Consider the following 14,329-nt stretch of genomic DNA (forward strand, 5'->3'; position numbering starts at 1 on the left):
TCTTTATATCCATCCACGCCAAACAACCATTTGATTGAGATAGAAATGACTAAAGCTCAAAGTGTTAAACGCGGAATTCATTCCCTGGCATTGTTGAGTGCACTGGTACTCGCCGGCTGTAGCTCAACCGATCCAAATATGAATCTTCCTGCTGCAGTAAAGACGGCGGGTTCTGCGGATCAAATAACAAAATCTGCCCATAAAGCCAATGCCCAAACCGGGCCTGAAGTGCTGATGTCTGCCGGGCAGAACAACGGTAGCTATAACAATATGCGCCGTGCTCTGGTTCGTTCTGAACTCCCTGCTAAGAACGGTATCCAGCTTGCTGAATGGGTGAACTTCTTCCCTTACGACTATCCACAAACTCAGGGACGTATTCCTTTCTCCGCCGTCAGTGAAATGGCTAACACCCCGTGGAATCCTAACACTCGCTTATTGCGCGTGGCGATAAAAGCCGATGATGCCCAGACCAGCGAACGCCGTGCGGCCAATCTGGTGGTATTTGTTGGTGCGGATGGTAGCGACCTCTCTCTTATAAAACTCAGCCTGACGCGTCTGGTTAATCAGCTTACCGCACAGGATAGTTTGGCGATTATCACCACCGCTGGTGACAACGGTGTGTTATTAGCCCCAACCTACGGCAGCAGTAAAGATAAAATGCTGTCAGCCATTGATAATCTGAAAAGTGGGAAGGCCAACAAGGATACCGATCGCCTGAGCCAAGCCTATTCACTGGCTAAGGAACATTACCTCACTGATGGTATTAACCGCGTTATTCTGGCCGGAAACAGCAATTTCAGCGCCGGGTTTAAAGACATCGCAGAAGCACAGAACTTTTTTGCCAACCAGCAAAATTCTGGCGTTTCCCTGACCGCTTTAGGCTTTACCGCGACACAATTTACCCCATCCTCACTGGCTGAAATCGCCGATGAAGGAAACGGTGTCTATAGCTACATTGATAACCAACGCGATGCCGATAAAATCTGGTCTGAACAACTACGTTCAACGCAAACGCCAGTCGCCAAGGACTTCTCCATGAAAGTGGAGTTTAACCCAAGCTATGTGAAAGCCTATCGATTGCTGGGCTATCAAGCACCGGCTACGGACAATGAGTCAGCCAATAAAGGCATCGTAGTGACCGGTCAAACGTTAACGGCGCTCTATGAAGTGATTCCAGCAGGCGATGCCGGAAACTGGGCCGGTCAGGAGTTTGGCCCGATTTATACGCCATCAAACAGCAGCTACCTGAGCAAGACCAAAGAAATGGCCATGGTTCATCTGCGTTATCACAAACCAACCGCACAGGGTGACTCTCAACGCATTGAGCTACCGGTTCCTGCATCACGGATGAATACCCCGCTGAAAGACAGCAGCCAAGACTTCCGCTTTGCTGCGGCCGTCGCTGCCTTTGCACAACAGCTAAAAGATGGTGGTGTCACTACCGGTAACTTTACCCTGAATGACACGCTAAAACTGGCTAATGAGGGTCAAGGTAGCGATAAATTTGAACTACGTGGTGAATTTATCCAACTGGTAAAAAATGCCCAAGAAGCGTTACCAAAAGCTTCTCCGGTAAAAGGTAAAGAAGACAAGTAACCCGCTGATTAGCCTCAGTCATAGCGGGTTAGGAATCCATTTCCTGACTCGCTATTTCAAGGCAATAGCACCATTGCGAAAATTTATATCACGAATAAAGGCCGTTTTATCTGAGATACCGGTGAATGAATCGGTAACAGGACTTTACAAGCGCCCCCTATTCGCAGTAGAATTCCGCACCATTTTGAATATGGCTGGCACTAGCGCCAGCAGCAAAACCGATTTCTATTGAGGTGAAAGGCACATGCCGGTAATTAAAGTACGTGAAAACGAGCCATTTGACGTAGCATTACGTCGTTTCAAGCGTTCATGCGAAAAAGCAGGTATCCTTGCTGAAGTTCGTAGCCGTGAATTCTACGAAAAACCAACTACTGAACGTAAGCGCGCTAAAGCTTCTGCTGTGAAACGTCACGCGAAGAAATTAGCTCGTGAAAACGCACGCCGCACCCGCCTGTATTAATTTCTTTCGGATAGCTCCGAGCGCGCGATTAATGCGCAGGTTGGTCGTGTAGCTAAAGCTAGTAATAGCTAACTGCATATAAGTATGCCGTGCTTTCCGGAAGGGATGCGCGGCTTATTCTCATTTATGGATTTACGAATTGAGGCTTAATGGCAGGACGAATCCCACGCGTATTTATCAATGACTTGCTTGCCCGTACGGACATTGTCGATCTTATAGATGCCCGTGTGAAGCTGAAAAAGCAAGGCAAGAATTATCACGCCTGTTGTCCGTTCCATAATGAAAAAACGCCCTCTTTTACCGTAAACGGTGAGAAACAGTTTTACCACTGCTTCGGTTGTGGAGCTCACGGCAACGCCGTTGACTTCCTGATGAACTTTGACCGATTAGAGTTTGTGGAAAGTATTGAAGAGCTGGCCACGATGCACAGTCTCGAGGTTCCTTACGAATCGGGAACCGGCAGCAGTCAGCTCGAGAGACACCAAAGGCAAAGCCTTTACAAACTGATGGAACCGCTATCCCAGTTCTATCAGGAATCATTAACCCAGCCTCAGTCTCAAGAAGCGCGCAATTATCTGGCGCAGAGAGGTCTAAGCGACGATATTATCCAACGCTTCGCCATTGGCTATGCGCCTTCCGGCTGGGATAACGTATTAAAACGTTTTGGTCGTTCACCGGAGAATCGCGAATCACTCAGCGATGCCGGAATGTTAGTGACTAATGATAACGGACGTACCTACGATCGCTTTCGTGAACGCGTGATGTTTCCAATCCGCGATAAACGCGGTCGAGTGATTGCCTTCGGCGGTCGAATTTTAGGCAGTGGAACACCGAAATACCTGAATTCGCCAGAAACAGAGATATTCCATAAAGGCCGCCAGCTATATGGCCTGTATGAAGCCCAGCTCAATCATAATCAGTTGGCTAAGCTGCTGGTAGTTGAAGGCTATATGGATGTGGTGGCGTTGGCGCAGTTTGGCATCGATTATGCCGTTGCCTCGCTGGGTACCTCCACGACCGCAGAGCATATTCAGTTAATGTTTCGCAGCACGGACAACGTTATCTGCTGCTACGACGGCGATAATGCAGGTAGGGAAGCGGCATGGCGCGCTTTAGAAACCGCACTGCCCTATCTGACCGATGGCCGCCAGCTTAAATTTATGTTTTTACCCGAGGGTGAAGACCCAGATACATTAGTACGGAAAGAGGGTAAAGAGGCTTTCGAGCAGCGTCTGGAACAAGCCCAACCACTTTCTATGTTTCTATTTGATACACTTATGCCTCAGGTTGACCTCAGCTCGCCTGATGGACGTGCTAAACTGAGTACACTGGCATTGCCTTTAATCACCAAAGTACCCGGCGAGACACTGCGTTTGTATTTACGCCAGCAGTTGGGTCAGAAACTCGGTATTTTAGACGATAGTCAGCTTGATAAACTGATGCCCAAAACCATTGAGTCTGAACAGCAAGGTTATCAGGCTCCACAGCTAAAGCGCACTACCATGCGCGTACTGATAGGACTGATAATCCAACGACCAGAGTTAGCAACACAGGTACCCTCAATACAGGGATTGGAACAAACCGGTCTGGCCGGAGTCCCGCTATTTATCGAGTTGGTAAACACCTGTCTGGCACAGCCTGGTTTAACTACCGGGCAGCTTTTAGAGCTATATCGAGGTAATAAATTCAGTCAACAGCTTGAAACCTTGGCAACATGGAACCACATGATTGTAGAGGACATGATTGAAGAAACATTTATCGATACGTTAGCCAAACTGTATGACTCAGTTCTGGAACAGCGACAGGAAGAGCTAATCGCTCGCGACAGAACACACGGCCTGAATGCCGACGAACGTAAAGAGCTCTGGTCATTAAATATGGCCTTGGCGAAAAAAGATTAGTTTTTAACAGAATTAACGGCTTAAGTGCCGCTCATTGCAGGAACGAAATCCTGCGCATAGCTGTTAACAAAGGCGACAGCTGAATAAATTAGCCCGACGACTTATGATTACCGGCTTTAGCCGATAAAAAATTTAATACTCTGAAGTGTGGATACCGTCTTATGGAGCAAAACCCGCAGTCACAGCTTAAACTTCTTGTTACCCTTGGCAAGGAGCAAGGCTACCTGACCTATGCCCAAGTCAATGACCATCTGCCAGAAGATATCATCGATTCAGATCAGATCGAAGATATCATCCAGATGATCAATGATATGGGTATTCAGGTTATGGAAATAGCACCTGATGCCGATGATCTAATGCTCGCAGAAAACACGGCAGATACCGACGAAGATGCAGCAGAAGCTGCTGCACAGGTGCTTTCTAGTGTTGAATCCGAAATCGGTCGGACCACGGATCCCGTACGTATGTATATGCGTGAAATGGGAACCGTTGAACTCTTAACCCGCGAAGGCGAGATCGATATTGCAAAACGCATCGAAGAAGGGATCAACCAGGTTCAGTGCTCCGTTGCTGAATACCCGGAAGCGATTACCTATCTGCTTGAGCAATATGACCGCGTTGAAACCGGTGAAGCACGCCTGTCTGACATTATTACCGCGTTTATCGATCCGAATGCCGATGACACCATCGGTCCGGCGGCTACTCATGTAGGCTCGGAGCTCTCCACCGAAGAGCAAGACGACGACGATGAGGATGAAGACGAGGATGATTCCGATTCTGATGAAGATATCGGTATCGATCCAGAACTCGCTCGTGAAAAATTCAATGACCTGCGTGTGCAGTATGAAGCTGCGCGTAAAGCCATTAAAGAGTTTGGCCGCAGCCATCAAAAAGCGATAGACGAGATCGTTCAGCTGTCTGAAGTATTTAAACAGTTCCGTTTAGTGCCTAAGCAGTTTGACTATCTGGTCAACAACATGCGCCAAATGATGGATCGCGTACGTACTCAAGAACGCTTAATTCTTAAGTTGTGTGTTGAGCAAAGCAAGATGCCGAAGAAAAACTTCGTCACCCTGTTTGCCGGCAATGAAACCAATATGGCTTGGTTCCATAGCGCCATTGCGCTGGGTAAGCCTTGGTCTGAAAAGCTGAAAGATACCACTGAAGAAATTGAACGCAGCATTCAAAAACTGCAGTTAATTGAACAAGAAACCGGCTTAACCATTGAACAGGTTAAAGACATCAACCGTCGCATGTCTATCGGTGAAGCTAAAGCTCGCCGTGCGAAGAAAGAGATGGTTGAAGCGAACTTACGTCTGGTTATTTCTATCGCTAAAAAATACACCAACCGTGGCTTACAGTTCCTGGATTTGATTCAGGAAGGTAACATCGGTCTGATGAAGGCAGTAGACAAGTTTGAATACCGCCGTGGTTATAAGTTCTCAACCTACGCCACTTGGTGGATTCGTCAGGCGATTACCCGTTCGATTGCCGATCAGGCGCGTACTATCCGTATTCCGGTGCATATGATTGAAACCATTAACAAACTCAATCGTATTTCTCGCCAGATGCTGCAAGAGATGGGGCGTGAACCGCTGCCGGAAGAGCTGGCTGAACGTATGTTGATGCCGGAAGATAAGATCCGTAAAGTGCTGAAAATCGCCAAAGAGCCAATCTCCATGGAAACGCCAATCGGCGACGATGAAGATTCTCATTTAGGGGATTTTATCGAGGATACCACCCTCGAGCTGCCGCTGGATTCCGCTACTTCGGAAAGCCTGCGTTCAGCAACGCACGACGTTCTGGCTGGTCTGACAGCTCGTGAAGCCAAAGTACTGCGCATGCGTTTCGGTATTGATATGAATACTGACCATACATTGGAAGAAGTCGGCAAGCAGTTCGACGTAACCCGTGAGCGTATTCGTCAGATCGAAGCGAAAGCGTTACGTAAATTACGTCATCCAAGCCGTTCAGAAGTTCTGCGCAGCTTCCTTGATGAGTAATCTTGTCTGATTGACAGCAAAAAACCCCGGTCTCCGGGGTTTTTTATTGGCCTAAATTCAGCCTCTAAACCATTTTTAACGCCACTGCCAACTCATGATAGCTGGCGGTTAGCTGTTCCAGCGTCGCTCGATTTAAACCGCTTGGATTGGGTAATAACCAAACCTCAGTTTGACCAATACAGATGCCCTGCTTTCCCCATTTAGCATTACGTACGCCAAAAGCCTGATGATAAGCCTGCTTACCTAATATCGCCACGGCGCGAGGTTGATAGCGTTTAATGTTATTAATCAGCGCCTCTCCCCCCTGCTTTAATTCATCCGCCGAGAGTTGATCGGCTCTTACCGTCGGGCGATCAACCAACCGGGTGATACCGCAGTGATTATCCAACAGCATCAACTCATCCTGCGGCGCTAACAAGGTTTTGGTCAATCCAGCCAGATAGATCACTTTCCAAAACCGATTAGTCGGATTGGCAAAATGAAATCCGTCAGAAGACGAGGTTAAACCGGGATTAATACCGCAAAACACCACCTGCAGGCCGGGACGTAAAATATCGTTAGTCATAGAGCTCCTAAAATTAACGCACGAACCACCAATGCTTACGCTATCAATAAATACAATCACCTACAACTGTACAGAAAACCAACGTTTGCATTAAGTAGCTATGGACTAAGCGCTAAAGATTACCGTATAATCCCCGCCACTTGGCCCCTTAGCTCAGTGGTTAGAGCAGGCGACTCATAATCGCTTGGTCCCCCGTTCAAACCGGGGAGGGGCCACCAAATTTTAGCAGTAGATATAGAGAGTTAAGCCCGCTTTTTAGAGTGGGCTTTTTTGTGCCTGAAGCAGAGTGTCGCAAAAGTGTCGCACGAGTTTTTTGTACCACAAACGCAATGCAAAAGAGGTATAGATCTGGTATTGAACCTAGCACTATTAAAAACGCTGCGACTTATATTGACTCTCTTGACTAAGCTGAATAACTAACGTTATCAATTTCAGTATTTCATTTTTCCTATTCTTCCGAAATCAGCGATTTTCTCAAGCTCTTTCAAAAACTGTAATCCAATAAAAACCCTTTCAAAATTTTATCATTGTGGAATTGGTGAAAAAAACCAGCAGCAGCGTGATTGATAGGATCCTTTTAATTCTAATTCGGATTCATCTTAGATAATACGGACTGTGTAAATATGGGATCCATTAAGCAATAATTAGTAAGTATTTACCTTTTAATTAAGACACTTACGTTGTACTTCTTAGATCTGATCGACTTTCTATCTACCCATAAACTGAACTTCCCTTCAGTTAATAAAAATCAATACCTAAATGCCACTAACTCATTGAATAAATATGTTTTTGCCTTTCCATCTCTTTTTCCCTACTTTAATAAATTCGATACTGATTAAAGCAACAAGGACTGTTTGCTATGCCCAGAATGTTAGCCTGTTTAGGCAATAAAACAACGAAGGGAACCATAATTCACGCTTCCAGCACCTTATTTGAAGGCTCTCATCCTCTCGCCAGAGACGGCGATTTAGCTTGGTGCAATGAGTGTAAAAATTCATTTCCTATGCTCGGTACAGCAACCAGCATAATTGATGATCGTCCAATGGTCGCTTTCGGAGACAAAGTATTATGCCTGTGCTCCGATCATTGGGTAATCGCCCAATCTACTTGGTTTTGTGAACATCAAGACTCAGGTAAAGAGAGCACAATAACTAACCAACAATCATTCACACAGAGTAATCCACCTTCCCTAGCTGAATTATCATATACCGATAACTCTCCGTCTGTTGAGACTGTTTTTGCCAAATCCTGTTTGCTTAGCGACGGTTGTACTGATGCTGGTCAAGAGCAAGAACCAGTAGAGAATTTTGGTGAGGTTTCATTATTTCAGGGAACTGACATTGAGTGCGGTTATCGTTGTGAGCCTTCACCATCACCTCAAATAACTTCAATGGGTGCGCTGATAGCCTCACAGACCGGTATAAGAGTTTTACAACACAGTGCTGGAACATCTATTGCCGGACGCTGGATGGTATCTAATCCGATCTCCATATTATTAATTGGCTTATTTTATTCTCCAGAAATCAGTCAAGGTAGTCATCGTGATGGATTGGCCGATTATATTGCCCGTGATAAATTAGATTATTTGGCAACGACAGGTGGAACGGCTACAACACGGGTCCGCTTTCAGGCTCGAGTGAATATACAAACAAATCAACCAGTAATTGAGGGATACCACACACCAGCTAATTCAGAATTAGACCAAGTTCCAGTTATTAAGATGAGGCTGGATAGTTCTAACGGCATACGGCGATATATTCCTGAAGGTCAGAGTGGCCCGAGTATTATCTGGACACCAGCAGAACCAGAGTATAGCCCCATTAATCATACTGGCAATCATTCAGGTTATTCTGCTCCGCTATCTATTCTGGTTAATCCACTACCAGAAACTCCAGGGGATCATTCGACAACCTCGCCAATACCTGAAAAGAAAAACTTTAACGATTATATTTTGGTTTTCCCTGCTGATTCAGGTATGCCACCTATCTATATTATGCTGGATAGTCCACGCAATGAATCTGGTGTTGTCATTGGTCAGGGTGAAACCATCTTTGGTACTTGGTTAAGGGATGCGGGAGCAGGTTTAGGTTGCCCTGTTCCAGCTCAAATCGCGGATAAACTTAGAGGAAGAGAATTTACAAATTTTGACCAATTTAGGGAAGCATTCTGGATAGAGGTTTCAAAAGATGCAGAATTATCTTCTCAATTCATTCCTTCAAATCGTAAAAAAATGGCTAATGGTAGAGCGCCAAGAGCTAGATATAGAGATACTGTTGGTGGCCGCCGCTCTTTTGAATTACACCATAAACACCAAATACAGCACGGTGGAAACGTTTATGATGTTGAAAATCTAAATGTCGTCACACCTAAAAGACATATTGATATACACAGGGATAATTAATAATGATTCTACGTAGCCGATTAAACGAATATACAGAAGCTGAGTTTTTGGAGTTGATTAACGCATTATGTAACGATTTAGGTACGGAACAACAACAAGATTTATGGTTAGAACACTTTATCGAAGTAACAAACCACCCCGATGGTTCTGATTTGATCTATTACCCAGTGCATGAAGAAGATGGCACCCCTCAGAGAATTATTGAGATTGTAAAACAATGGCGTTCATCTCAAGGATTAGCCAGCTTTAAGGATACACAATAATTCTATAGGTCGGTTTTCGAAGAGGTTCATTTACCAATTTCTCTACATAAGAACCGACCTACTATTTAGGATCTATCAATAACTCAGTGTATTCCAAGGTATTAAAGGTTAAAGCTTGATCATCCAACTCGATAATAAAACAACTAATTACCAGCTACTTATTCTGAATTTTCATACCCCCACATTTTCAATGCCAACTTGCTGTCACCCTGTGTAATTATCACATATAACCCTATCCTCACCCATAAATGATAATGAAAATAATTATCATTTAATATTGTTTATTTAATCATTGTTTGCTTCAATAAAACGCAGTGTCAGGGCTGAAACTGTTACTTTAATGACTGATTCAGTCCTGAGTCACAACAACAAATAAAAACCAGTGCATCAAGGACAACAAACAATGAAAAACTACACACTGCTGGTGGGATTACTACCCGCGATAATGGTGACGGGTGCGGTAAATGCGGCTGAACTGTATAACAAAAATGGTAATAAGTTAGATCTTTCCGGTCAAATTGAAGGGAATCACTACATTTCCGATGATAAGAGCGAAGATGGCGATAATAGCTTTGTCCGTTTCGGCCTTATGGGTGAAACTCAAGTTAATGATCAAATTACCGGTTATGGTTTTTATCAGGCAGAACTGACCGCCAGCGCTTCTGAAGACGATGGTGATAACGGTTCAAAAACCCGTTATGCCTATGCCGGTCTTAAAGTTGGCGATGCGGGCTCCTTTGACTATGGCCGTAATAACGGCATTCTGTATGACGTTGGCGGTTGGACCGACGTTCTACCGGAATTCGGCGGTGACTCCTATCAACAAACCGATGTCTTTATGACTCAACGCGCCGGTAATCTGGCGACTTATCGCAACAAGAACTTCTTCAACCTGATTGATGGGCTGGATTTTGCGGTTCAATATCAGGGGCGTAACGACGCCAACGATCGCAATAAAAGCGAACGTAACGGCAACGGCTGGGGTATGTCGACCACCTACGACTTAGGTATGGGACTCTCTTTAGGTGCCGCCTATAGTTCATCCGAACGCACCAACAAACAAAAGGAAGATGGCAACGGCGACCGTGCCAATGCGCTAAGTACCGGCCTCAAATATGATGAAAACAATCTCTATTTAGCCGCACTCTACGCCCAAACCTATAATATGAATCTCTATGGCGGTGACGATCGCGTTGCTAATAAGACTCAAAACGTAGAGTTAGTGGCACAGTACCAGTTTGAATCCGGTCTGCAACCCTCTTTAGCCTGGATCTACTCTAAAGGTAAAAATCTCGGACATGAGGTCGGCAGCAAAAACTATAGCAGTGAAGCATTAGCAAACTACATTGATGTGGGTGCTAACTACCACTTTAACAAAAACATCACGGCCAAAGTCGATTACAAAATCAATATGTTGGATAACAGCGCCTTTACCAAAGACGCCGAAATTTCGACCGATGATATCGTCTCACTGGCAATTGTTTATCAGTTCTAATACTGAGTAAATCGACCTACAACACATCACCATCGTTTAGCCCGCAATCAGCGGGCTAATTGTTCACAACAGGACTTATCACTCCGTTTACAACCCGCTTAAGCCCTACTCCTATTGACGCCCAGATGCTGAATTATCAGCTTCAATATCCTGCGGTTGGTGCAAATGAACTTCTAACTGATTGAATGCGATATCAATATTATTCTCTCTGCACAAAGCATCAATCATGCGATTTAGCTCATCAACCGTACGAGTCCGATATTTCAATTCACCGACATAAAAACGCAGCTCATGATCGAGCGTGCTATCACCAAAATTGAGGAACAGTACCTGCGGCTCCGGCTCTGGCAATACGTGCGGGTTCATTTTCATCGCTTGTAATAAAACGGATTTTACCTTATCTAAATCAGAGCCGTATGCCACACCCAGCTTAATTGAAACGCGCGTTACCGTGTCTGACAGCGTCCAGTTAATCAATCTTTCAGTTACAAACGATTTATTCGGAATAATCACTTCCTTACGGTCAAAATCGATAATCGTCGTGGCGCGGATATGAATCTTACTGACTTTACCAGAATAGGTACCAATCGTTATCGTATCCCCGATACGTATTGGCCTTTCAAATAAAATAATCAGGCCTGAAACAAAATTAGCCAGAATTTCCTGTAGACCAAAACCTAAACCGACGGAGAGCGCTGCCGCTAACCACTGTAGCTTATCCCACGAAATACCCAATCTGCCTAATGCAATCATAATGCCAATCACTGCAATCAAATAGGTTAAAACCGCGGTAATTGCATAAGAAGTACCCGGTCTTAATTGCAGTCGGGACAATACCGAAACTTCTAATAATCCCGGTAAGTTACGCATCATAATGTAGCTCACGACTAATATCGCCAGACAGACTAATAAACTGCCCAACGTCACCGATTGCAACATCGCATTACCAGAAACGACGGCATCATAATTCCAAAGGGTAATACCGTATAAGTAAGAAAGATCGACAATGAGATCGGACCAAATCCAATAGAAAAGAACCGCAAAAATCAAAAAGAAAACCATGTTAATAATGCGCAGAGACTGATGGTTAATTTGCTCCATGGCTAACTGAGGCTCTTCTATCGGTGTTGGGTCATCATCCCCATTTTCCTCTTGTGTTAAATCCTGACGACGTACCACTGCTCTGCGATGGGCCAATTTTTGAGCGGCAACTCTTAGCACACACAGGGTGGTTAAAAAGATATAGTTCCATGCAATCAATAAATAAAGGCTATCAATCCAGCGGCTCGCTAAGCGTAATGTGGTATAAAAATACCCCAACACCATCAAAACAATGAAAATTAACGGCACAACGGCAACAATACAGACCACGGATAGGCGAATGGTAAGTGAATGACCCTGTTGTAAATAGCGCCGACACACCGGGAAAATTTGGACGCAGAGTAAAATCAAGATAAAGAGAATGATCGCCTGACCAATAACATCATCCATTAACCACAGCGGATTTTGCTCGCCTAATACTGACCAAAAAATAAAAGGTAAAATCGTCAGGCTCAACCATAACGTCTGACGCCGATATTGAATACAGTGCTGTGCCGGAAAAGCAAAATGATGCTCAACAATACCTTTCGGCGAAAGGCTATGCCAAATAAAGGCGCAAACGAACCAAAATAGCGCAAGTTCAAGGGACAAACGCCAGCAAAAATGGCTAATACTGCTGTTTGATTTTAAACACACTAAACCCACGGCTAAAATCATTAACGCTCCGGGAAGCGCTTTGATTAACGTGAGATAAATTGCTTTGGGGGTATTTATCTGGTTATCCTGAAAGTGACCAACCTCTGCCGATAACCGAGCAAGAGACCGATTAATACTGCGCATCCGCCAATAAATAACTCCGATGCCAAAGAGTATTAACAATAAATAACCAATTGAATTTTTCACACCTTGCATCAAGGCATCAGACGATATTGATAAATCAGTCGTTTTTAATTGCTGTTTAGCGGCAGCAGGAAAGTCAGTCAGCCAAGATAAATTCATGGGCTTATTACTGCTGACCCAAAAGATCTGTTGAGTCAGCGTACGCCAAATCGCGGTATTAATTTCAATTAACTGTTGTTGATTAATCTGCAGCTTGATTGACTGCGTGAGCTGATTGCCTAATTGCTCATTCAACTGCTCCAATAACTCCAGTCGAACCATAACAATCTTATTTAATGTCTCTCGCAGTTCACTGGATTGCTGCTCTGCACTTTGGCTGACAAGTAAGTTATTAACGTATTTCTCAGAGTCAAACAGCGTATTGATATTTTGGCTAATGTTAAACTTTTCAATACGGATATTATCAATATGTAAATCCTGCACCAGTACCTCAGACTGGAAATTTTTCTGTTGCTGATACAGAAGGCGGGAAAGTAATAGCGTTCCCCGAAACATATTGATCTGTATATTAAGATTACGCTGAACTTCCTGAACATTATTCAGCCCACCTCTAACCCTGATGTTTTCCTCAACTAAACGATTAGTATCATTTGTTACGGTATTGAGACGTTGGCCAATCCGATCGATCGCCTCAAGCTCTTGGTTAATTAATGGATGCTGCTTAACGTCTCCGGCAAGGTGCTCATCTTCAATAATACTTTTTGATAAATTAAGCCGCTTAGTATTTAACTCTGCCTGCAACTCAAACACCGTACTCTGTAATTTATTAATATAAACAGAAAGATAATCATTGCGCATTTGTACTAAACGGCTTAACTGAGTATTAATGTCTAACTTTTTAAATTCTAAAGCCCGCTGTACATCTAAAAAACTTTGCTGATTAACCAGCATAAGACGCTCAGTTGGACGTACGTTACTTGAAGAAGACAAATCGCTCAGTTGATTTTGTAATGCGACCTGCTGATGAGTCAGGTCTTGAATAATACTTTGGGCTCGTTCTGGTAATGTTTGTAACGAGGCTAGCTGGCTACTATAGGAAAAAAGACTTTCCTGAGCTATTTGTAAGCGGTTAGTTATATCACTAAGTAGGCTTTCTAACTGCTTAATTGATTGTGACCGTAACTTATCCGGTGTGGGTAACAGATTATCAGCCTGATTTAAGGTAATAAGGTTACTCGTTTCACTTTGTATCTGTGCTGGCTGCTGTTCTAACGCCAAACGTTCTTGTGCAACGTCATTAATTTTGTCCATATACTCTAACGTATGCATTAGATCATCTTTGATCAGTTTATCTTCTGGCGAAAGATTATTGTTATCATTCAGTATATTAAGCTGATTACTAACTTCATCACGCGTCGGAAATTGATTACTCAGTGCTAATACATCTGGCACCATAAATAAGAAAAAAAGGCAGAATAACGCGTCCATTCGACGAATCTGAAATAATGCAAAGGTGGCCGACTTAGTTGATTTAGTCATTTTATTTATAACTCGATAAAGTAAAGATAAAAATAACAAAACGTTTAAGACAAATCTGTGTGACATGAGCAATATCGTAGAATGTTCATATCGTCTGATAAAAAAACTATAAATTAGTATCATTTAAATAGATATAAACGCCCGATGTTTTTTCTCCTCTATTTTGCACCAACCAGAAAAACAGGATAAAAAATACCAGTTTTTTCCTCTCCTCAATAATCAATG

9 protein-coding genes and 1 tRNA gene are annotated in these 14,329 nt (G+C 43.8%); 8 read left to right on the top strand and 2 right to left on the bottom strand.

Going from position 1 to position 14,329, the window contains the following annotated elements; genetic code table 11:
* The first annotated feature begins 45 nt into the window (after window positions 1-45).
* The 4 genes from EL341_RS14180 to rpoD all read left to right on the top strand — a co-directional run bounded on the left by EL341_RS14180 (window position 46) and on the right by rpoD (window position 5,960).
* Window positions 46-1,596 (top strand): vWA domain-containing protein, encoded by a 1,551-nt coding sequence (locus tag EL341_RS14180; protein ID WP_164720467.1) that lies wholly within the window; start codon window positions 46-48, stop codon window positions 1,594-1,596.
* A gap of 244 nt (window positions 1,597-1,840) precedes the next feature.
* Complete coding sequence (gene rpsU / locus EL341_RS14185) at window positions 1,841-2,056, top strand: 30S ribosomal protein S21 (RefSeq protein ID WP_027275017.1); 216 nt, start codon at window positions 1,841-1,843, stop codon at window positions 2,054-2,056.
* A gap of 149 nt (window positions 2,057-2,205) precedes the next feature.
* Entirely contained in the window at window positions 2,206-3,957 is a 1,752-nt protein-coding gene (gene dnaG / locus EL341_RS14190; protein WP_047781910.1) for a DNA primase, read from the top strand.
* 161 nt (window positions 3,958-4,118) lie between these two features.
* Complete coding sequence (gene rpoD / locus EL341_RS14195; RefSeq protein ID WP_047781911.1) at window positions 4,119-5,960, top strand: RNA polymerase sigma factor RpoD; 1,842 nt, start codon at window positions 4,119-4,121, stop codon at window positions 5,958-5,960.
* A 64-nt stretch (window positions 5,961-6,024) separates the two neighbouring features.
* On the opposite strand, the gene mug is transcribed toward rpoD, so the two are convergent.
* Entirely contained in the window at window positions 6,025-6,525 is a 501-nt protein-coding gene (mug, locus tag EL341_RS14200) for a G/U mismatch-specific DNA glycosylase (protein WP_126468078.1), read from the bottom strand.
* A 142-nt stretch (window positions 6,526-6,667) separates the two neighbouring features.
* On the opposite strand from mug, the gene EL341_RS14205 reads away from it, so the two are divergent.
* The 4 genes from EL341_RS14205 (at window position 6,668) to EL341_RS14220 (ending at window position 10,684) form a co-directional block, all read left to right on the top strand.
* A tRNA-Ile gene (locus EL341_RS14205) sits at window positions 6,668-6,743 on the top strand.
* A 641-nt stretch (window positions 6,744-7,384) separates the two neighbouring features.
* Window positions 7,385-8,926: an S-type pyocin domain-containing protein gene (locus tag EL341_RS14210; RefSeq protein WP_126468080.1), complete on the top strand. Its 1,542-nt coding sequence runs from the start codon at window positions 7,385-7,387 to the stop codon at window positions 8,924-8,926.
* 2 nt (window positions 8,927-8,928) lie between these two features.
* A complete protein-coding gene (locus tag EL341_RS14215) occupies window positions 8,929-9,189 on the top strand; it encodes a bacteriocin immunity protein (RefSeq protein WP_126468082.1) in 261 nt (86 codons plus the stop codon).
* A 403-nt stretch (window positions 9,190-9,592) separates the two neighbouring features.
* Window positions 9,593-10,684: a porin gene (locus tag EL341_RS14220; RefSeq protein ID WP_126468084.1), complete on the top strand. Its 1,092-nt coding sequence runs from the start codon at window positions 9,593-9,595 to the stop codon at window positions 10,682-10,684.
* Window positions 10,685-10,795: 111 nt separating this feature from the next.
* On the opposite strand, the gene mscK is transcribed toward EL341_RS14220, so the two are convergent.
* A complete protein-coding gene (gene mscK / locus EL341_RS14225) occupies window positions 10,796-14,104 on the bottom strand; it encodes a mechanosensitive channel MscK (RefSeq protein WP_164720468.1) in 3,309 nt (1,102 codons plus the stop codon).
* Between the last annotated feature and the right edge of the window lie 225 nt (window positions 14,105-14,329).

It is taken from the genome of Pragia fontium, assembly GCF_900638655.1.
GTDB lineage: Bacteria > Pseudomonadota > Gammaproteobacteria > Enterobacterales > Enterobacteriaceae > Pragia > Pragia fontium.